The organism is Mesorhizobium sp. M2E.F.Ca.ET.209.01.1.1, assembly GCF_004010375.2.
In the GTDB taxonomy this organism is placed as follows: Bacteria; Pseudomonadota; Alphaproteobacteria; order Rhizobiales; family Rhizobiaceae; genus Mesorhizobium.
This window is the reverse complement of sequence record NZ_SADP02000017.1, coordinates 91103-112570: the sequence shown is the minus strand read 5'-3', so window position 1 is coordinate 112570 and position 21468 is coordinate 91103. Positions and strand designations below refer to the sequence as shown.

Annotated in this window: 16 protein-coding genes; 1 reads left to right on the top strand and 15 read right to left on the bottom strand. The window is 65.4% G+C overall.

Going from position 1 to position 21468, the window contains the following annotated elements; all coding sequences use genetic code 11:
• Positions 1-41: 41 nt before the first annotated feature.
• From EN852_RS26650 to EN852_RS26590, 12 genes are all read right to left on the bottom strand, one after another.
• On the bottom strand, positions 42-1559 hold the full coding sequence (locus EN852_RS26650; RefSeq protein ID WP_127878601.1) for a malonyl-CoA synthase: 1518 nt from the start codon (positions 1557-1559) through the stop codon (positions 42-44).
• A 106-nt stretch (positions 1560-1665) separates the two neighbouring features.
• On the bottom strand, positions 1666-2403 hold the full coding sequence (locus EN852_RS26645; protein WP_189546186.1) for a GntR family transcriptional regulator: 738 nt from the start codon (positions 2401-2403) through the stop codon (positions 1666-1668).
• 264 nt (positions 2404-2667) lie between these two features.
• A complete protein-coding gene (gene rpe, locus EN852_RS26640; protein WP_127878511.1) occupies positions 2668-3345 on the bottom strand; it encodes a ribulose-phosphate 3-epimerase in 678 nt (225 codons plus the stop codon).
• Between the two features lie 225 nt (positions 3346-3570).
• Positions 3571-7431, bottom strand: coding sequence for a DUF11 domain-containing protein (locus EN852_RS26635; protein WP_127878597.1), 3861 nt, complete (start codon positions 7429-7431; stop codon positions 3571-3573).
• Positions 7428-9404 (bottom strand): hypothetical protein, encoded by a 1977-nt coding sequence (locus EN852_RS26630; RefSeq protein ID WP_127878595.1) that lies wholly within the window; start codon positions 9402-9404, stop codon positions 7428-7430. Before EN852_RS26630 ends, EN852_RS26635 begins: the two co-directional genes overlap by 4 nt.
• 357 nt (positions 9405-9761) lie before the next feature.
• Positions 9762-10703, bottom strand: coding sequence for an alpha/beta hydrolase (locus EN852_RS26625; protein WP_127878593.1), 942 nt, complete (start codon positions 10701-10703; stop codon positions 9762-9764).
• A 216-nt stretch (positions 10704-10919) separates the two neighbouring features.
• Positions 10920-11702: a carnitinyl-CoA dehydratase gene (locus EN852_RS26615; protein WP_127878591.1), complete on the bottom strand. Its 783-nt coding sequence runs from the start codon at positions 11700-11702 to the stop codon at positions 10920-10922.
• The gene (locus EN852_RS26610) at positions 11695-13773 is read right to left on the bottom strand and encodes an acetate--CoA ligase family protein (RefSeq protein ID WP_127866836.1); all 2079 of its coding nucleotides are present in this window, start codon (positions 13771-13773) and stop codon (positions 11695-11697) included. Before EN852_RS26610 ends, EN852_RS26615 begins: the two co-directional genes overlap by 8 nt.
• A gap of 64 nt (positions 13774-13837) precedes the next feature.
• Positions 13838-15001, bottom strand: coding sequence for an acyl-CoA dehydrogenase (locus EN852_RS26605; RefSeq protein ID WP_127878589.1), 1164 nt, complete (start codon positions 14999-15001; stop codon positions 13838-13840).
• Between the two features lie 4 nt (positions 15002-15005).
• A complete protein-coding gene (locus EN852_RS26600; protein WP_127878587.1) occupies positions 15006-16151 on the bottom strand; it encodes a carnitine 3-dehydrogenase in 1146 nt (381 codons plus the stop codon).
• Between the two features lie 2 nt (positions 16152-16153).
• Positions 16154-16777, bottom strand: coding sequence for an inositol oxygenase family protein (locus EN852_RS26595; protein WP_127878585.1), 624 nt, complete (start codon positions 16775-16777; stop codon positions 16154-16156).
• Positions 16778-16790: 13 nt separating this feature from the next.
• Positions 16791-17714: a 3-keto-5-aminohexanoate cleavage protein gene (locus EN852_RS26590; protein ID WP_126079941.1), complete on the bottom strand. Its 924-nt coding sequence runs from the start codon at positions 17712-17714 to the stop codon at positions 16791-16793.
• A 125-nt stretch (positions 17715-17839) separates the two neighbouring features.
• Between EN852_RS26590 and EN852_RS26585 the strand changes: the two genes are divergently transcribed.
• A complete protein-coding gene (locus EN852_RS26585) occupies positions 17840-18820 on the top strand; it encodes a GlxA family transcriptional regulator (RefSeq protein ID WP_112128372.1) in 981 nt (326 codons plus the stop codon).
• Here the strand turns inward: EN852_RS26585 and EN852_RS26580 are convergent.
• The 3 genes from EN852_RS26580 to xylA all read right to left on the bottom strand — a co-directional run bounded on the left by EN852_RS26580 (position 18801) and on the right by xylA (position 21394).
• The gene (locus EN852_RS26580; protein WP_348643474.1) at positions 18801-19562 is read right to left on the bottom strand and encodes a TIGR01458 family HAD-type hydrolase; all 762 of its coding nucleotides are present in this window, start codon (positions 19560-19562) and stop codon (positions 18801-18803) included. The two genes, EN852_RS26585 and EN852_RS26580, sit on opposite strands and share 20 nt — an antisense overlap.
• A 71-nt stretch (positions 19563-19633) precedes the next feature.
• Positions 19634-19837, bottom strand: a complete 204-nt coding sequence (locus tag EN852_RS26575; RefSeq protein WP_127866663.1) for a hypothetical protein — start codon at positions 19835-19837, stop codon at positions 19634-19636.
• Between the two features lie 231 nt (positions 19838-20068).
• Positions 20069-21394 carry a xylose isomerase gene (gene xylA, locus EN852_RS26570; protein ID WP_127878581.1) on the bottom strand — a complete coding sequence of 442 codons (1326 nt, stop codon included), beginning with the start codon at positions 21392-21394 and terminating at the stop codon, positions 20069-20071.
• Positions 21395-21468 lie beyond the last annotated feature (74 nt).

Sequence of the window (21468 nt, the reverse complement as noted above, 5' to 3'; positions counted from 1 at the left end):
ATGCGATCTGCGCCGACCCTGCCACTGTACCGTTAGCCGGCTCAATGCGCCGCGTAGATATTCTTATACGCCTCACGCAGCACGTTCTTCTGCACCTTGCCCATCGTGTTGCGCGGCAGTTCGTCGACGAAGATCACCTGCTTCGGATGCTTGTATTTCGCCAGCCGCCCAGCAATGGCGCCGGCAATGTCGGCGGCGCTGATCGCCGATCCCGGTTTGCGCACCACCACCGCCGTCACGCCCTCGCCGAAATCGGGATGCGCTATGCCGATCACCGCACTTTCGGCCACGCCGTCGAGCGCGTCGATCTCGCTCTCGATCTCCTTCGGATAGACATTGTAGCCGCCCGAGATGATCAGGTCCTTGCCGCGCCCGACGATGTGGACATAGCCGTCGGCGTCGATCAGCCCGAGGTCGCCGGTGATGAAGAAGCCGTCGTCCCGGAACTCGGCCCTGGTCTTCTCAGGCATGCGCCAATAGCCGGCAAACACATTCGGTCCCTTGACCTCGATCATGCCGATCTCGCCCTGGGCGAGTGGCCTGCCATCCTCGGGGTTGGTGATGCGCAGCGAGACGCCGGGTAAGGGAAATCCGACCGTTCCGGCGCGCCGCTCGCCGTCATAGGGGTTGGACGTGTTCATGTTGGTCTCGGTCATGCCGTAGCGCTCGAGGATGGCGTGGCCGGTCCGCTCGCGCCAGGCCTTGTGCGTCTCGGCCAAGAGCGGCGCGGAGCCGGAGATGAACACCCGGATCGTCTTCGTCGCCTCGCGCGTCAGGCCCTCCTGCTGCAGCAGCCGCACATAGAAGGTCGGCACGCCCATCAAGGCCGTCGCGCGCGGCATCAGCGACAGGATGCGCGCGGGATCGAATTTCTGCTCGAAGAACATCTTGGCCCCGGCCATCAGGATGACGTTGGTGGCGACGAACAGGCCATGCGTGTGGAAGATCGGCAGCGCGTGGATCAGCACATCGTCGGCGCCGAAGCGCCACTGCTCGACCAGCACGCTGGCATTGGATGCAAGGTTCTCGTGGCTGAGCATCGCGCCCTTGGAGCGGCCGGTCGTGCCGGATGTGTAGAGGATGGCGGCAAGATCGTCCGGCCCGCGCGCGACGTCGCTAAACTCCGTCGCCTGCCGCGAAGCCTGGCTGGCCAGCGTTCCCTGTCCGTCGCGGCCGAGCGTGAGCACCGTAGCGCCGATCGACGCGGCAAGCGGCTCGACGCCGGCAAGCCGGTCCGGATCGCACACGATCAGCTTCGGCTCGGCGTCGCGGAAGAAATAGTCGAGCTCGGGCAGCGTGTAGGCCGTGTTGAGCGGCAGGAAGACCGCGCCGGCGCGCAACGAGGCGAGATAGAGCAGCGCCGCCTCCGGGCTCTTCTCGACCTGGACCGCGACGCGATCGCCGGGCTCGACGCCCGCCTGCGCCAGCGCCTGCGCCAGCTGTGCCGACTTCGCCAGCATGTCGCCATAGGTGATCAAACGGCCGTCATCCGTCTCCATCAGCAACCGGCCGGGCGCCGGCATGCGGGAACGGAAGGCGTCGAAAAGATGGTTGGTCATGCAATGTTCCTCAGGCGCGGACGCCGCATGGCACATGCGTTGCGCTCGCCTGAGCGAATATCAGATTTGGCGCCCGGAGCAAAAACTGCGGGGTGCCTTTCACCCGCTATCTGCGGCGTGCCTTCCGGACGCCAGCCCTCGGGTCATAGCCCTGGGCGAAGCGTTCCATGCACATCGCGGCAGTGAGGCGGTAGTGGTTGAGAAGCGCCTCGACCGCGCCGTCGGCGTCGCCATCCAGCGTGCGCTCGGCGATGATGCGATGCTCGCCAAGATCGTCGCGCCCCATCCCCGGCCCTTCCTGCGAGATCAGCCGGTAGCGCGAGGCCTGGTCGGAAAGCTGGTCGCAAAAGCCGATCAGCCAATGCGACCTGCATGCCGCGATCAGCGCGCGATGAAAGGCGCGATGCAGCTTCTCCCATTCCGGGTTGTTGGTTGCCGGGTCGTCGGGCAGGCGACGCTCGGCGCGGGCCAGGCGGTGAAGGGCCAGCACCAGCTGTTCTTCCCATTCGGCCGTGCGGTGAGCAATGGATTCGCGCAGCGCCCGTTCCTCCAGCCAGCACCGCGTGCGCGTCAGTTCCTCCAGTTCCGCGGCGCTGACGGGCATGAGGAAGAAGCCGCGCTGGTCATGCCGCCCGAGCAGGCCTTCGGCGGCAAGGCGGTTGAGGGCCTCGCGCACCGGTGACGCGCCCGCGCCGTAGCGCGAAACGACCCACTCGACACGCAGCTTGCTCTCGGCCTCCAGCGCGCCGCGCAAAAGATCATCGCGGAGTTGGTGGTACACTGAACTGGCCAGCGTGCTCTTGGCGCCCTTGCCGTCGCCCGGATCGGCAGTCCCGTATGTCAAATGAACTCCTATTGCTTGCCCAGTTTTTGTCAGGGCCCCTCGGTCAAGCAATTTCCCGTACATGTATCATACAGCCGGGCAAGGGGGGCTCAAGCGGAAGATGATGATATTCGACTTTAAGACAAGGCGGTTGGTCTATTGATTGTATGAAGTAGAATCTCGGCAAAGAAACCGCTATTGCTGCGCCGCAACATATACTGAACAGTCGTTCAATGAGCGCTGCGGCCTTGCAACTCTCGCGGGAGGCGGGACGGTTGTATATATTTAGCTAGTGGCCTTGTCGGCAGCCGCGCGAATGGCTTCGATATTTGCCCTATAGGCTTCGACGCTGCCGCCCTTGAAGACAGCGGCGCCCGCCACCAGCACATTGGCGCCGGCCGCGGTCACCAGTGGCGCCGTCTCGGCCGAGACGCCGCCGTCGATCTCGATGTGGATCGGACGGCTTCCGATCAACGCCTTCACCCGCTTCACCTTGTCGACGATCGACGGGATGAAGGCCTGCCCGCCGAAACCCGGATTGACGGTCATGATCAGGATCAGGTCGAGCCGGTCGAGCACATATTCGATCGCCGTCTCCGGCGTCGCCGGGTTCAGCGAAACGCCGGCTTTCTTGCCGAGGCTCTTGATGGTCTGCAGCGAGCGGTCGAGATGCGGCCCTGCCTCGGCGTGCACCGTCATGCCGTCGCAGCCGGCCTCGGCGAAGGCTGCCAGATATGGATCGGCCGGCGCGATCATCAGATGGCAGTCGAAGAAGGCCTTGGTGCGGTTGCGGATCGCCTTGATCACCGGCGGGCCGAAGGTGATGTTGGGCACGAAATGGCCGTCCATAACGTCGAGATGGATCCAGTCGGCGCCGGCCGCCACGACAGCCTCGACCTCATCGCCCAGCTTCGAAAAATCCGATGCCAGCACCGAAGGCGCGATCAGGGTTTTTTTGCTCATGGGTCGGGCTCGCTTTTGTTGCAGACGCGAATGTCAGGACTGCCTAATGCATGTCGCCCAAAAGTGACCTCGGTTTTGGGAAGACGACATGCATAAAAACAAAGACCTAAAGCGCGTCGCATGAATCCGGTTCAACGCGACGCGCTTTAGAGCATTTTGCGGCCAAGTGGACAAGAAAAACCCGCCGGATCGCTCCGGCGGGTTTTCGTCTTCAGCCGACAAGAATCACGGCTTGAAGTTCTGGATGTTGGCGCCGCTCGGGTCCTGAATGATCCGCCGCGGCTGGCGCTGCGGCACCAGTTGCTGCAGCACGTTCGGATTGAGCAGGATGCCGGGGTTGATCTCGATATCCGGCCGCCTGCGGATCGGCGTGCAGTCCGGGTACCGCCCGGTCGTGCCGACCGGGCAGCGCCGCCGGGTGAAGACCGGCTGGCACTGTCCGTCGATGAACTCCGCGCCCGGCGCGCATTCCACCTGCGGCTTGCGGCAGGCGCCATTGCGGATTTCGGTCCCGCGCGGGCAGACGCAGTCACCCCGCTTGTTGTGGACCTGGCCGCGGATGGTGCACTGCTCCTGGCTCGGCTTCGGCCGCTGGCAGGCCTTGCCGCGCACTTCCAGGCCGTCCGGGCAGGCGCAATTGCCGTTGGCGTCGCGTACCTGGCCGCGGATCGGGCACTGCTTCGACACGATCGGCCGGCAGGCGCCGTCACGCACCTCGGTGCCGCTCGGGCAGACACAATCGCCATCGGCGTTGCGGGACTGGCCGCGGATACGGCACTGGGCAGGCGGCTGCCTGTCAGGCACGCAAGCCTTGGCAATGCGGTCGAGATGCGTGCCGTCCGGGCAGGCGCAGCCGTTCGATGTCGGCACCGCGCCAGGGATCGTGCATTTCGGCGGGGCGACCTGGCACACGCCGTTCACCAGCTCGCCGCGGCGGCACACGCAATTGCCGTCCTGGTCGCGGTACTGGCCGGGACGCAGCGCGCATTGCGGCTCCTGGGGCTCTTCGGCCTGAACGCACTTGCCGTTTTTCAGCTCCGTGCCGCGCGGGCAGACACAGCGTCCATCCTCGGTTCGGATCTGGCCCTGCAGCAGGATGCAGCGCGGCGGTGGCGGCAGCGGCAGGAGCTTGGTGCCGCCGCCGGACGTGCCCCCACCAGCCGAACATTGCCCGTTGCGGAAGGTGGTGCCCCCCGGGCAGACGCAACGGCCGGCCGCGTTCATGACCAGCCCGAACGAGCACTGGTTCCTCACCTCGTGCCGGATGGTGAAGGGATGGCACGCATAAGCCTTGGCGCGATCGCCCTGGACGTTAGTCAGGTCGCGAGACAGCACGTCGCCACCGCCCTGCACGGGCGTGTTCGGAGGAAGCACGCCGACGCAGTTCTGCCCGCTGACCGTGCCCTGCAGAGCGGCAAGACGCCCATCCTCGGGAAGGATCACGGTGACGTGGTGGCTGTGGCTTTCGCCAGCGCCCAGCGTCAGGTCAGCGATGCAGGACGCCGGCAGCGACGTCGGTTCCGGCGCGCAGCCGAAAGGCGGGTCGATCGAGGTGATCTGAACGCCTTCCAGCCGGCCGAGACCTTCCACGCCGATCGCATCGCCGATGCGGACCGGACCGGAGAAGGGGTTCGGCCCGTCATTCGTGATGGTGATCTCGAACGCGCAGGGTTGCCCCGGCTGACACTCGGCATCGCCGGTCTTCTCGACACGGATGGTGGAGGCGCCGCCGCCCTTCGCGCAAGCCTGGCCGATCGGATAGACGATGTCGTCGCCCGGCGCCGGCCCGAAGCTGCCGCGCGCGCAGTTCTCGAACGCGCCATTGCCGCTCACCGTCACGTCGAAGTGCCGGCTGGTTCCGGGCGCCATGACGGCGCCGGGAATCTGGCACGACAGCGAGTTTGCGGGCACCGGACCGCAGCTCCACTCCGCGCCGTCAGGGGCGACGGTCTGGATCTGGACGGGCGCTCCGCCCGACGCCAGCATGGCGGCATCGCTGACCCGAACCGGGCCAGTCGGGGCGGCAGTGCCGGCATTGGTGACGGTGATGCGGCAGGAAACAGCCGCGGCACCGGCCAGCGAACCGTCGCAGGTCTTGCTGATGCGCAGGCCGGGCTGGCCGCCATTCGGATGACGGATGCGCTCGGTCGCGCAGGCCTTGTTGTTGGCAAGGTCGACCTCGCCGGGAATGCCTTTCACCTCGGCACAGTTCTCGACCGTGTCCGGCCGGTGGTTTGCCGGCATCACGGCCTTGACGACGATCGGCGTCGAGGCGCCCGGAGGCAGCGAGATGCCGGCATGGTCGCAGCGGAACTGTCCAGGCCCATTCGGTCCGCAAGCCCATGGCGGGCTCGGCCCGAAGGTCGATGAGGTCGGCGCGCCGCCCGGATAGGTATCGATCACCGTCAGCGGCCCGTTATAGGTGCCTGTGCCGTTGTTGAGGATGTCGATGACGAAGTAGCAGACGCCGTCCGACGTGCAGACCGGGGCGCGGGCGCGCTTCTTCAGGATAAGATCGACCTTCTTCTCGACCGGCGGATTGCACTGCGGATCGCGATCGCCACGGCGGCAGATCGGGATCGAGGCGCAGCCGCGGTCGTTCTGCTGGCTGCCGAACAGCGGCTTGCCGCTGGCCTGGTAGTCGTAGGTGGCGCAGTTGCGCAGGGCGCCGCCCTGCCAGGCGCCCGCCGGCTTGAAGCCGAGCTTGAGGTTGACCGAGGCGCCGGGGTTGAGCGTCGTTGCCGGATGGGTGCAGGTCATCGGCGTCGTGCCGGGCACGCAGACCCACGGCGCATTCGGCCCGGAGGTCAGCACGGAGCCTGCCGGCAACGTCACCTCGTCGAGCACGATCTTGCCGTTATAGGGCGCGTCGCCGACATTGGTGACGGTGATGGTGAAGTCGCAGCCGCCGGCCATCGTGCAACGCGGCACGTCGGCATGTTTCTCGACCTTGAGGTCCGGCTCCTTGTCCTTCGGCGGGCATCTCAGATCACGCGGGATGACGATGTCGATGACCTGCGTGCAGCAGAGCCCCCAACCCTCCTTCGGCCCGGCATAGGTCTCGATGCCGGTGACGATGAGGTGGATGGCCTCGCCGGGCGAGGCGCCGATGATCTTCCAGTTCAGCACGCCACCGCCGACCGGCACCTTCTGCATGTCGGGAACGATGGTGATGCCGGCAGTGGTCGTCGACACCTGCACCCATTTGCCGCCCATCTCGGGTCCGACCGGCATATGGTAGATGAAGGCGCCGCCGCCGGGCACGCAATCGACAGTGCCGTGCTCGACCTTGAAGCATTCCTTGCTTGGAGGCGGAGGCGGCGGGTTGCATTTGGTCAGGTCGATCCTGATCGAGGTTTTCACGCCGGTGAGGAAATCGCCGTCGTCGGGCTTGTCCGGATCCTGCGAGGGGATGGTCGTTGCCGGCCCGCCCCGCAACGAGACCTTGATCTCTCCCTGGTTGTCGACCGTCACCGGCACGGGAAAGGTCGCATGGTCTATCTTGGCGGTGATGCGGAAGGTGATGACGCGCTCGTTCGCAGCACCCGCGCCATCGAGGTTGGCAGCGCTGATGCGGAAGTTGGAAACGCTCGCCGTGTCGTTCGGGCCGGCCGACGTGCTGATTGAAGCAGTCGGCAGCGGTCCGCCGGAGGCGCTGGTGCCGTCGCCCGCGACATCGACGCTGACGATCTGCAGGCCGTGCGGCAGCTGGTCCCTGAAATCGAGCCTTGTCGCTTTGAGCAAGGCCGCCACGCTCGGCCGGTCGAAGTCCTGCGGGTCGCCGTGGATGCCGAAGCTCAGGACATATTCGACCGTATCGCAGCTTCTCTGGCCGCCTTTCTTGGTGAAGAAGGGCACGATCCGCGCGAGTTCCGCGTTGATGCCGCGTGACGCTGGATTGGCGGCCTGGCTGGTCGCGGCCGGAGCCTGGTCCTGGGCGAGCGCCGGCAGAGCCGGCGTCATGGCGACCGCGATACCGGCCGCCATCAGCCAGCGCGCGCCGCGCCTGGCATATGACAGGGGTTTCATGATCGTCTCCATGACGGTTTTGCGTGGGGCGAAGCGGGAATGGACGAGATCGCTCATCTTTCCCTCCTCGGCGCTTCGCAGTCGACGGCTGGCGTTCTGAGCGGCAGCGTCATCTTGCAGCAAGGGTAGTAGCCACCCTTGTCCTGGTCGGACTTGCGGTAGAAGCAGAGCCCGACATTGACGGTGTCGCCCGGATCATGGCCGGTGATGTCGATTGTGTAGGGCTTGCCCGGGACATGCGACATGGGGGTGGTCACCCCGACGCCGGGCGTCCTGGACTGCGCCTTGATCGAATCGCCGCCAAAGCCGGCATGGTCATGGAGAGTGAGTTCGGCCCGCAGCCCGCGCGGCGTGCAGTAGTAGTGCACGTCCTCGACATCGACGCAGGGCGGCAGGTTGCCGGGCGGCGGGAAGTCGGGCGGATAGAACGGAGGCAGATAGCCGCCGGGGATTTCCTCGTAGTAACCGGCGCGGCCCTCGCAGGGGCGCCAGACCCTGACGTCGCCGACATGGCCTTGCACGTCCGGGTCCTCGAAATAGCCGTCGAAGTCGACGAACCAGGAGCCGAAAGGCGGCACGTTGGCCGGCTTGACCAGCGCGCTCGGCGTCAACTGCACGCCATGCACGGCAAGCGGTCCGCCGGCGGCAAGCCGCTCGGCGAGCTCCGGATTGTCGCGCAATTTGTCGCCGGTGTTGACGACGGTGTCGGTGCAGACGGACGTGTCGAGATTGCCCTCGGCATCGTAGCGATATTGCAGGTCGACGCCGCCCGCCGACTGGCGGTTACCTTCTGGGAAGCCGACCGCATATTCCTGTGGAACCTCGACCCAGGCCGATTCCGTCGCCGGATCGTCCGGGTCCTCGCGCCAGTAGCGGATCAGCTCGCCTTTGCCGGAGGAGGCGAAGCGGCTGTAATCGTAGCGGTTCTCGACCGGACCGCGCTGGGCGAGATACATGAAGCCCTTGTTGTCGAAGGCGATGTCGGTGACGGCATAGTCCTGCTCCGCCTTGACCGTGAGCTCCCAACGCGGATCGCCGGCAAAGCTGCCGTCGCTCGCAATGCCGACCGACCAGATTTCGGCCTTCTCGCCGACGGAATAGTAGAGCCGGCCGCCATGATAGGCGACTGCCCAGACGCGGCGCGCATCCTGCGTGTAGCCCCACGTTTCGGGGTCTTCGCTATCGAAAGCGGCAGCCTGGATGTCCATCACGGCGCCGTCGTCGGCGACGGGGCTGAGCCCATGCGCCGGGCGTCCGGCAACGCCATGGTCGAAGCTGTCGATCAGATTGCCCTCGATATCGACGCGGTGAATGAGCCCCGTGTCGAGATCCGAAGCGAAGAACTCGCGATGGGCCGGATCGAAGGCGAGGTTGCCGATGCCCGGCCCGCTGTTGGTGTCGATGTCGGCGAATTTCGAGACAGCACCCGTGATGCCATCGATCTTCCAGATCGTGCCCGGGCCGCCGCCATTCTCGGTGCCGAACTGGCCGTCCATGAAGACCGCGCCGGCGGCGCCGCGGCGCTGCCGTTCCGGCCTGCCGTCATTGTCGGCGTCTGGCGTGACGATCTCGATGCCATGCAGCGAGGTCGCGGCCGCATAGAGGTTGGGTACGCCCGACGGCACGCCGTCGCGCACGCCGTCGTCATAGGTGAGGCCGAACACCTCGCCGATCTGCCCAGCCGTCACTTCGAAGGGCGGCGGCGTGAAGACAAGCTGGCCGGAGGCCGGCCCGCCGAGATGCGTAACGTCGAAAATGCGCAAGGATGCGCGGGACGTATCGATGAAGGTCTCGTCGACCGGGTCGACGCCGGGCGGCAGACCCTGATCGAAATCGGGAATGATGGTTCCCGGAAAGCCGGTGACCGCCATCGAGCCGGGATAGATGATCTGGGTTTCCTGTGCCTGCGCCGCGCCGCCGATGCACAGGCCGGCGGACAGCGCCAGGCCAAGAATTCCGCTGCTTGTCGCGATTGCGCGGCGCAAACGGCCGCCGTGAGAACGCAGGAACGAGCCGCGAACGCCAGACATTGAACTCCCCCCGAAGCCGCTGGGAGAAACGTCCATTCTTGCCGCGCCAACCAGGGCAAGGCGCGGCGTTGCAGCACGTTCTTCCCCGATCGAATTGTCTGCCTTCCTCCTTGCGACGATACGACGGCTCTTCCGCAGGGTCAACGGAATCAGCCGGAAGCCCAGCGCGTCAGCCCCATCCCGAAGGCGGTGATCGCGCTGGACTCCCGTTGTTCCCGGAGACCGCGAAGTCCCTGGGTTTCTGGTCATGGCGGCTTTCCTTTCCGGGCCGCGCCATCGCGGCGCCTGGACCATCAGTCGCGGGCCGGCGGGGAAAGGTTCATCGGAGGATAGCGGAGCGGAAAACGCCCTGTGGTGTCACCAGATCCAGTCGCCGTGGCCGAGCGCCGAAACCGCCTCGACGATGCGAGTGAAGCTGGTTCGCGCCCGGCCCACCATGTGCCTGGCTCGGAGATAACCGTGCACAAGGCCGGGCTCCTCGAACCAGAAGGCGCGTCCGCCGGCCGCGACGATGCGGTCGCGATAGGCTTCGCCGTCGGACGACAGCGGATCGCATTGGGCGCTGATCAGCACCGTCGGAGGCAGGTTCGCGAAATCGGCGTCGGCGAGCGGGTAGAGGGTGATGTCGCCGGTCATGTCGACGCCGCCGGTGCGGACATGCTTGTAGAAGTCGAGGTCGCGCACGGTCAGCATCGGCGCCTCGGCATGCGTGACGTAGGAGCCCTTCGAATGGTCGCCGCCGAGGCCGGGATAGATCAGCACTTGGCCGGCCGGCTTCTTGTCATGGCCGCGCGTGGCGTGGGCGACGGCCGCGCAAAGATTGCCGCCGGCGCTGTCGCCGCAGAGCAGGACCGAGCAGTCATAGGTTTTGGCGGCCCATTCGAAGGCGTCCATGGCGTCGTCGAAGGCCGCCGGGTGCAGATGCTCCGGCGCCAGCCGGTAGTCGAGCGACACCACCTCGAAGCCGGTGCGGGCGCACAGCTCGGCGCAGACATCGTCATGGCTGTCCAGCCCGCCAAGGATGAAGCCGCCGCCATGCAGGTAGAGCACCATCGCGGCTCCGTTCGGAACGGCGTTGCGGTAGATGCGGATCGAAATACTGTTGGTTGGTGCGGCAACGACAGTCGTCTCCGCCGTCACGCCTTGCGGATAGCCGGCAAAGAACTCGCGGCACATCCGGTCGTAGATCGCGCGCTGCTGGGTGATCGTGTAGTCGATCGTATCCGGCGGGTAGTAGGAGTTGGTCTTCTCGATGAAGGCCCAGGTCTCGGCATCGATGAGGGTTTTGTAGTCGGTCATGTGAGACGACCAACTTCAGATGATGACGCCCAGGCCCCCCTCTCTGTCCTGCCGGACATCTCCCCCTCAAGGGGGGAGATCGGATGTCGCGAAGGCTTTCGCCAATCTTCTGCGTCGCAAGAGGAGCGCTGGGCCCGAAACTGCCAATCTCCCCCCTTGAGGGGGAGATGCCCGGCAGGGCAGAGAGGGGGGCTTGGCGCCGTCATCTCCGTAGAATCACTTGCCCTTCCACACCGGATCACGCTTTTCCGCGAACGCCCGGAAGCCTTCCATATTGTCTTCCGACCCGTAGAGGATATCGACCGTCGGCAGCTGCCTCCTTGTCACCTTGTTCATGGCGTCCTGGAAGGTCAGCGCCTCGGCCACCCGCGCCGTCTCCTTGATCGAGGCGAAGACCAGCGGCGGACCGCTGGCCAAAAGCCTTGCGATCTCCCAGACGCGCTCCTCGAGCCTCTCCTTGGGCAGCACCTCGTTGACCAGGCCCCAGCGATGCGCTTCGGCGACATCCATCCAGCGGCCGGTGAACAGGAGGTCCATGGCGATATGGTAGGGAATGCGCTTTGGCAGCTTGATCGTCGCGGCGTCGGCCAACGTCCCGGCGCGGATCTCCGGCAGCGCGAAGGAGGAATGGTCCGAGGCGTAGATGAGGTCGCAGGACAGCGCCAGTTCGAAGCCGCCGCCCACCGCCATGCCGTTGACGCAGGCGATCACCGGCTTGTTGAGGTCGCGCAGTTCCTGCAGGCCGGCGAAGCCGCCGACGCCATAGTCGCCGTCGACCGCATCGCCTGCGGCGGCGGCCTTCAGGTCCCAGCCGGCGCTGAAGAACTTGTCGCCCGCCGTTTTGACGATGGCGACGCGCAGCTCCGGATCGTCGCGGAACGCCTTGAAGGTCTCCCCCATCAGCCGCGATGTCTTGAGGTCGATGGCGTTGGCCTTCGGCCGGTCGAGCGTGACTTCGAGGATCGCACCTTCGCGGCGGGTGGTGATGACGTCAGCCATTCTTCTTTTCTCCAAGCACCAGCAGGGCGTCCGCGATCCATGCGCCCTTGCCTTCGGCGCAGACGATCAGCGGGTTGATGTCGAGTTCCTCGATCTCGCCTTCGTTCTTTTGGACGAAGTCGGCAATGCCGGCGATGGCGTCGATGGCGGCGTTGACGTCGGCCTTCGGCCGGCCGCGATAGCCTTCCAGGAGAGGATAGAGCCTCAGCCCACGCAGCGCCGCCTCGATATCGTCGCGCGTCGCCGGCAGCATGAGCGTCACGCTGTCGCGCAGCAGCTCCACCAGCACGCCGCCGGTGCCGAGCGTCATCACCACGCCGAACATCGGGTCGCGGGTGAAGCCGACGATCAGCTCGGCGACGCCGTCGCGCACCATGCGCTCGGCATAGAGACCCGTGCCGAGCGGCAGAAGATCATGCGCGGCGGCGCTGACGGATTCGGCATCCTTGAGGTTCAGCCTGACAGCGCCGACTTCCGACTTGTGCGTCACGCCAAGCGCCTTGAGAGCGACCGGGAAGCCGAGCGTCATGGAGGAGATCACCGCCTCGACCGCATTCGAGGCGCGCTCGCCTTTCGGCACCGGCAGTCCGGCCTTGATCAGCCTTTCCTTGGCATCGGCCTCGTCCGGCGTCACGCGCTTGGCTTCGGATGCTCCTGCCGCCGTGGTGTCCACTGGCTGCGCCTGCGGCTCGTGCCAGGCCCAGCCGATGAAGGCGGCGGCCTGGGCGGCGTCCATGGCTTCCGAGATGCCGAACAAAGGCACCATGCCGCGCGCCATCAGGCCGGCGGTGTATTCCTCCGGCAGGTTTTCCGGCAGCGAGGAGACGATCGCGCCCTGCGCCTTGTTGGTCTTCAATGCGGCCTCGAAGGCGCGCAGCGTCGTCCACCAGTCGATGTCCGAGCAACGGTCCGGGCGCGGGAAGTCGAGCACCAGCATGTTGAGGTCGAAACCGCCCGACACCATGGCGGTGAAGGTGGCCGTCATCGCCGGCTCGTTGTTCCAGATGAAGGTGTGGTAGTCGAGCGGGTTGGCGACCGCGACCAGCGGTCCGAGTGTCGATTTCACATGGGCGCGGTGTTCGGCCGTCAGGGCCGGAAAATGCACCCAGCGACCCTCGGCGCTGTCAGCCATCACGGAGGCTTCGCCGCCCGAGCAGCTCATCGAGGACAGCTTATAGCCCGGCAGCGGACCGGTGATGTGCAAGAGCTTCAGCGCCTCGATGAAGGCGGGGATGGAATCGACGCGTGCAATGCCGAGCCGCTTCAGGAAAGCGCCGGAGGCGGCGTCGGAGCCGGCGAGCGAGGCGGTGTGCGACACCGTCGCCTGCCTTGCCTGTTCGGAGCGGCCGACCTTCATGGCGATGATCGGCTTCTTCAATTCGCGCGCCCGTGCCGCCAGCCTCTCGAAGCCGGCTACCGAGTCGAAGGCTTCGATATGCATGCCGAGCGAGGTGACGCGCTCGTCCTCGATCAGGCCGAGCGCCATTTCGGAGAGCCCCGTCTGCGCCTGGTTGCCCGCTGTCATCAGGAAGGCGATCGGCAGGCCGCGCTTTTGCATCGTCATGTTGATGGCGATGTTGGACGATTGGGTGATGATGGCGACACCCTTGCCGCCCTCCGGCAGCCGGATGCCGCCATGCTGGTCGGGCCACAACAGCGCGCCGTCGGCATAGTTGATCAGGCCGTAGCAGTTCGGCCCGATGATCGGCATCTGGCCCGCGGCGGCGACGAGCTCCGCTTGCAGCCGCTCGCCGTCCTCGTCATAGGCCTCGGTCTCGAGGAAGCCCGCCGCGAAGCAGACGGCGCCGCCGGCGCCGCGCTCGGCCAGCGCCTTGATCACCTCGATGGTGAGATGCCGGTTGACGCCGACAAAGGCGGCGTCCGGCGCTCCAGGCAGGTCGGCGACGGAGCGGTACGCCTTGCGGCCGGCGACCTCGTCCTTGGTCGGATGCACCGGCCAGATTTCGCCGGCAAAGCCCATCTTGATCGATTGCGCCACGACGGCGGCGGCCTGCGCCCCGCCGAACACGGCGATCGATTTCGGGCGCAGGAGACGTTCAAGTTTATGCATGGTCATCTTTTCGTTTGAGCATGATCCCGTCCAAAGCCGGATCCCGGCTTTGGACCATCATGCTCTAAGCTCCGAACGGACGCAGCAGCGCCCGCGAAATAATATGTCGCTGAATCTCCGACGTGCCTTCCCAGATGCGCTCGACGCGCGCGTCGCGCCAGATGCGCTCCAGCGGCAGGTCGTCCATCAGCCCCATGCCGCCATGGACCTGGATGGCTTCGTCGGCGACGAAGGCGAGCATTTCGGTGGCCTTCAGCTTGGCCATCGCCATGTCCTGGTCGGTGACCGTGCCCTGATCGTACTTCCAGCCGGCTTCGAACACCATCAAATCGGCGGCCTTCAGCTCCGTCGCCATGTCGGCGAGCTTGAAGGAAACGCCCTGGAACTTGCCGATCTGTTGGCCGAACTGCTGGCGCTGCGCGGCATATTCTATGGCGTGGCCGAGGGCCCGCTCGGCACGGCCGAGACAGGTTGCTCCGACCTGCAGCCGCGTGGCGCCGAGCCAGGAGTTCGCGACGTCAAAACCCTTGTGCACTTCGCCGAGCACCTGGGAAGCCGGCAGCCGGCAGTCGTCGAATTCCAGGATCGAATTGGTGTAGCCGCGATGTGAGACATTGCGGTAGCCGTCGCGCACCGTGAAACCCTTGGTGCCCTTGTCGACGAAGAAGGCGGTGATCTTCTTGCGCTTGCCGCGCGGCGAATCCTCCTGGCCCGAGGCCATGAACACGATCGCGAAGTCGGCGATGTCTGCGTGTGAGATGAAATGCTTAGTGCCATTGAGCACCCAGTCCGAGCCGTCCTGAACGGCGGTCGCCTTCATGCCGCGCAGGTCAGAGCCGGCGCCCGGCTCGGTCATCGCCAGGCAGTCCCACTTCTCGCCGCGGATGCAGGGGAAGAGATATTTCTCGCGCTGCTCCGGCGTGCCGGCGAGCAGGATGTTGGACGGACGCGCCACGCAGGTCCAGTGCAGCGCGTAATTGGCGCGGCCAAGCTCCTTCTCGTAGAGCAGCCAGCTCACCGTATCGAGCCCGGCGCCGCCGACATCGGCCGGCATGTTGGCGGCGTAGAGCCCGGCCGCGATTGCCTTGGCTTTAAGCTCGTCGATCAGCTCGCGGCGCAGCTCGCCGGTGCGTTCCACCTCGCGCTCATGCGGGTAAAGCTCATTCTCGACGAAGGCCCGCGTCGTCTCGACGATGAGTTTCTGCTCTTCCGAAAGACCGAAATGCATCGCCTCAGCCCTTCTTCTTGCCGCTCTTCTTCTTCGGCTTCTCGACCTTCACCGCCTTGGCCGGTTTCGCAGCCTTTGCCGGCTTCGCGGCCTTCTTCACCGGCTTGGCCGCTTCTGCTTTAGCCGTAACCTTGGCGGAAGCCTTCTTCGCCGCCAGCTTGGCGAGCTGCCTGGTATAATCCTTGTGCAGCGCGCCGGCGCCCCAGCCCTTGCCCTTGTTCTGCCTCGACAGCGCTTCCATGATCGCGACCAGATTGTCGTCGCGGATTTTCTCCAGCTCGCGGATCGAAAGCCCGTGCGCCTGCTCGTCCGACTGCGTGGCGATCAGGTCGACCAGCTCGTCGTTGAATTCCGGCACGTCCATCAGCTTGGTCCAGGGCCATTTCAGGCAGGGTCCGAACTGGGCCATGAAGTGGCGCATGCCCGCCTCACCGCCGGCGACGCGGTAGACCTGGAACATGCCCATCTGCGCCCAGCGCAGGCCGAAGGAATAGCGCATGATGTCGTCGAGTTCCTCGACGGTGCAGATGCCGTCCTTGACCAGCCACAGCGCCTCGCGCCAGGCGGCCTCGAGCAGTCGGTCGCCGACAAAGGCCTCGATCTCCTTGCGTACCACCACCGGCTTCATGCCGATCGAGGCATAGATCTCCTTGGCGACCTCGATGGCTTCCGGGAAAGTCTGCTGGCCGCCGACGATCTCGACCAGCGGCAGAAGATAGACCGGGTTGAACGGATGGCCGACGACCAGCCGCTCCGGGTGCTTCTTCATCGCCACCTGCATGTCGGTGGGCTTGATGCCGGACGTTGAGGAGCCGACGATGGCATTGGCCGGCGCATGCGCGTCGATCTCGGCCAGCACCTTGTGCTTGAGGTCGAGGCGCTCCGGCACGCTTTCCTGGATGAAGTCGGCATCGGCGACCGCTTCGGCGATGGTCTTGGCGAAGGTGAGCTTGCCTTCCTTGGGCAGGCCGCCGGGCAGCATCTGCTTATAGGCGCGGCGCGCGCCCTTCATCACTTCGCCGACCTTGCGCGACGCTTCCGGATCCGGATCGAAGATCGACACGTCGATGCCGTTGAGCAGAAGCCGCGCCACCCAGCCGGCGCCGATGACACCGCCACCGATGGCGGCTGCCTTGTTGATGATGCTCATGGTCAGGCTCCGGTTCTTGTCTTGGCTGTATCGGGGTTGGTGAGGGCGACGCGCTCGCCGGCGCGGATCACCGCCGGGTCGTAGGCCTTGCGGGCAAACACTTCGAGCACGAAGGGCCGGAAGAACTCGACCGGCAGCGTCTCGTAGTCGGGGTCGAAGCTCGACTGGTCCCAGCGCTCGCAGAACTGGTCGCAATCGTCGAAATAGGCATGCCCGGCGAAGCGGTCACGTGCGTGGCGATTGCCGCCCAGGTGATGCGCGTAGTAGAGGCGCTGGAAATCGCCGTGCTTTTCCACCACCCAGGTGCATTGCTCGCGCACGAACGGTTTTAGGATCGCAGCCGCATATTCGTCGTGGTTGTAGAGCGCGTAGATGTCGCCGATGTCGTGCAGTAGCGCCGAGACGATCCAGTCCGGATCGGCGCCGTCCTGCCAGGCGCGCGTCGCCGCCTGCAGCGAATGGCCGAGCCGGGTGATCTTGTAGCCGGAAAGTCCCTCGTCGAGCTGCACCAGCGCATCGAGCAGCCGGTCGCCGGTCTTGGCGGCATAGTCGATCTCGTGGGCGGTCAGGAATTCGTAGTCTTCCCTGTCGCCGTCCTTCATCGCTGTGAATTTGACGGTGGCCATTTTCAGCTCCCGCTCAAGCTGCGGCAGCTAAAGGTGCCCGTTTGGTGAGATTGAGCTTCTTGCGCACTTCCTCAGGCCCGAGGATACGGGCGCCGAGATTGGTGACGATGCTGGCGGCGCGCTCGACCAGCTGCGCGTTGGTGGCCAGCACGCCCTTGTCGAGCCAGAGATTGTCTTCCAGGCCGACGCGGACATTGCCGCCGGCAAGCACCGCTGCCGCGGCATAGGCCATCTGATTGCGGCCGATCGAGAAGGCCGACCAGTTCCAGGTCGAGGGCACGTTGTTGACCATCGCCATGAAGGTGTTGAGGTCGTCCGGCGCGCCCCACGGCACGCCCATGCAGAGCTGCACCAGCGCGTCGGCGTTGAGGACCTTTTCCTCGACCAGCTGCTTGGCGAACCACAGATGTCCGGTGTCGAAGGCCTCGATCTCGGGCTTCACGCCCAGCGCCGTCATCATGCCGCCCATGGCGCGCAGCATGCCGGGCGTGTTGGTCATGACATAGTCGGCCTCGGCGAAGTTCATCGTGCCGCAATCCAGCGTGCAGATCTCCGGCAGGCACTGGCGCACATGCTCCATGCGGTTGGTGGCGCCGCCCATGTCGGTGCCCTTCTCGTTGAGCGGCAGCGGCGCTTCCGGCGAGCCGAACACCATGTCGCCGCCCATGCCGGCGGTGAGGTTGAGCACCACGTCGACATTGGCCTCGCGGATGCGCTCGGTCACTTCGCGGTAGAGATGCACGTCGCGCCTGGGTTTGCCTGTCTCGGGGTCGCGCACATGGCAGTGGACGATCGCGGCGCCCGCCTTGGCCGCGTCGATCGCCGAATCGGCGATCTGCTTGGGCGAGCGCGGCACATGCGGAGAGCGGTCCTGCGTGCCGCCGGAGCCGGTCACGGCACAGGTAATGAAAACCTCACGGTTCATCGCAAGCGGCATCGTCTATCCTCCCAGGGTCGATCGGCCATGCATGCCGCCAAGAGCGGAAGCCTGTTGGGCGGTGCACGGGATGGACACAGAATGACCGACTTGCCGGAAACTGTTTTGCGTTTTACGAAGCACTCATGATCAAAAGCGAAAAGCCGACCATCTTTCGTCCCGAGCGCGAAACCCTCAAGGTAACGTTCCTCGTGTTCTCGGGCTCGTCGATCATGTGCGTCGCTTCGGCTGTCGACCCGTTGCGCGCCGCCAACCGCATCTCCGGCGAGACCTTGTTCGATTTCAAGCTGGTCTCGGTCACCGGCGAGGCGCCGGTCACCACCTGCGGCCTGCCGGTTGCGGTCAGCGGCCGCTTTGACGCCGCCGAGCCGACCGACATGCTGGTCGTCGTCGCCGGCTTCGGCACGCAGAATTATGCCACCTCGGCGCTGCTCGCCGGTCTGCGCCGCGCCGCGCGCGCGGCCCGCGCCTGCGGCGGCGTCGAGGCTGGCACCTGGCTGGTGGCGCGCGCCGGCCTGCTCGAAGGCCGCAGCGCCACCACGCACTGGGAGGATATGGAGGATTTCTCCGCCGCCTTCCCGGGCGTCGACGTGCGGCCGGACCGCTATGTCATCGACGGGCCGGTCTTCACCTCCGGCGGCGCCTCGCCGACCTTCGACCTGATGCTGCATCTGGTCCGCACCAGGCTCGGCATGGCCGCGGCGCTCGATGTCGCCAGCGTCTTCATCTATGATCAGGCGCGCGCCGCGACCGACGCGCAGCCGTTGGTCTCGCTCGGCCGGCTCGACGGCTACGACCCGCGGCTCGCCCAGGCGATCCGGCTGATGGAAGCGCATGTCGACCAGCCGCTCACCATCGACGCCGTGGCCAAACGCGCCGGCGTCACGGCGCGGACGCTGGAAAGCATCTTCCGCAAATCGATCGGCGAGACGCCGGGCGCTTATTATCTGAGGCTGCGCCTCAGCGCCGCCCGCCGCCTGGTGGTCGACACGCGCATTGCCATGGCCGACATTGCCGGGCGGACGGGCTTTTCCTCGGCGGCGGCATTTTCCAGGGCGTTTTCCAGGGCTTTCGGCGAAGCGCCGGTCAGGCTGCGGCGCGGTTGAGTATCCACTCAGCTGCCGCCGCGAGATCGTCGACCAGCGCCGTCGGTGCCGGGTCGAAGCGGGTTTCATCGCCCGGACGGTATTTGCCGGTCCGCACGAGCAACGCCTCGCCGAGCCCGACGCGAAGCGCGCCTGCGACGTCGCTTTCCGCATCGTCGCCGACCATGACAGCGTCATCTGCAGGGCAGTTCAAACCGGCAAGCGCAGACAGGAAAAAATCGGGCGAGGGCTTGCCCACCACCACGGGGCTTCGACCGCTCGCGAATTCGAGCGCCGTGACGAAGGCGCCGGTATCGAGACTGAGCTGGCCGTCGGCATCCTTGAACGTACGATTGACGGCAAGCGCCACAAAATCGGCGCCGGCAAGCAGTTCGCGGAATGCCCGGTTCAGGTTCGCATAGTTGAAGCCCTCGCCGGCATCGCCGACGACGACAGCACGCCTGTTCCCGCCCTGCAGGCCGGAAAACTCGGCTTCGAGGTCGGGATGGACGAGCAGATGCGGCTGGCGGTCGTGATTGCGCAGCCATTCGACCGCGGCGCGCGCCGGCGTCAGCAACTCTTCGTCCGCAACGTTAATGCCCATGGCCGCAAGCTGCGCAATGATCTTGTCGCGGGGCGAGCGAGTCGTGTTGCTGACGAAGCGGAGCGGCAGGCCGGCGTTGCGCAGACGCTGAATGGAGTCGGCGGCACCGGTTGTCGGGGTGTCGCCATCGTAGACGACACCCAGAAGATCGAGCAGCACCGCGCGTATCATCGATGCAGGATGGAGAAACAGTCTCCGTTCGTCAAACTGCGGAAGAATTTACGAGAGAATCAGGCCGCGTCGCGGCCTTCGCCGTCAATGCGTGAGCGCATGCTCTTGGCCAGCGCCGTTTCCAACCGCGCTGCGACCGCGCGATCCCATTCATTTGCCTGGCGGCCGCCGTCCTTCGAATGCGGCAGCGCCATCAGCCGGTCGATGATCGATGCGGCTTCGCTGGGCGAGAGCAGGGCGTCGATTTCGTGCTCGTGCTGCATGTGTTTCGCCTCCTTCGTTCCTTCCCGCCACTGAAGCCATGTTTATACGAAATCCGTGACGGCTGTTTGAAGGCAAGAACGAGGTCATTGAAGGGCAGCGCGGGGCAAAGTTTTGTCAGCCGCTTGCAAATCGCGGCAACGCGATTCCCGGCGCGCTTTTGCGCTCTCGATAAGAAAATGCCGCGGCGGCTTGTTGGCCGCTCGCGGCAGATTTCGTGCACCGATCGGATTTCAGACGTAGCGGTTGACGATGTTTTCGAGCAGTTCCTGCCGGCCGGAGCGCGGCTGCGGCTCGATCTTCTTCTTCACCACGCGTTCGGCGATTTCCTCCAGCGTGCGCTTGCCCGAAAGCATCGCCTTGCCTTCGGCTGTGTTCCAGCCAGCATAGCGTTCGGCGAGCGGGGCCGACAGCGCCTTGTCCTCGATCATCTTCGCCGCCGCCTTCAGGCCGCGCGCGCAGGCATCCATGCCGCCGATATGGCCGATCAGAAGGTCGTCCGGGTCGAGCGACTGGCGCCGGAGCTTGGCGTCGAAATTGGTTCCGCCGGTCTTGAAGCCGCCACCCTGCAGCACCTGGTAATAGGCCAACGCCATTTCCGGCACATTGTTGGGGAACTGGTCGGTATCCCAGCCGGACTGGTAGTCGTTGCGGTTCATGTCGATCGAACCGAAGACGCCCAGCGCATTGGCCAGAGCCAGCTCGTGCTCGAAGGAATGGCCGGCCAGGATCGCGTGGCCCTGCTCGATGTTGAGCTTGACCTCCTTCTCCAGCCCGAAGCGCTTGAGGAAGCCGTAGACGGTCGCGACATCGTAATCGTACTGATGCTTGGTCGGCTCCTGCGGCTTCGGCTCGATCAGGATCGTGCCCTTGAAGCCGATCTTGTGCTTGTAATCGACGACGAGGTTGAGGAAGCGGCCGGCCTGCTCCTGCTCGCGGGCGAGGTCGGTGTTGAGCAGGGTCTCATAGCCCTCGCGCCCGCCCCACAGCACGTAGTTCTCGCCCTTCAGCTTCTTGGTGACGTCAATGCATTTCTTCACCGTCGCCGCCGCATAGGCAAACACATCCGGGTCCGGATTGGTGGCGGCGCCCGACATGAAGCGGCGATGCGAGAACAGGTTCGCCGTGCCCCAGAGCAGCTTGACCCCTGTCTTTTTCATTTTGTCGGCGAAATAGTCGGTGATCTCGTCGAGGCGCGCCGCACTCTCGGAGAAATCCTTGCCTTCGGGTCGAACATCTGCGTCGTGGAAGCAGAAATAGGGCACTCCCAGCAGCGAGAACATCTCGAAGGCGACATCGGCCTTGAGCTTGGCCAGTTCCATCGTGTCGATGCCGCCCGGCTTGGCGAACCAGGGCCGGTCGAAGGTCTGGCCGCCGAACGGGTCGCCGCCCGGCCAGGCGAAGGAATGCCAATAGGCGACGGCGAAGCGCAGATGGTCTTCCAGCCGCTTTCCGGCAACCACCTCGTCCGGATTGTAAAACCGATAGGCCAGCGGATTGGTCGAATCCGGTCCCTCATATTTGATCTTCTTGATGTCGCCGAAAAATCCGCTGCTCATGGTTTCCTTCCTCTCCGGGTGCATTCGCCCGATTACCTCAGGCGTAATTGGTTTCGCTTCTGTGGGGCGCCAAA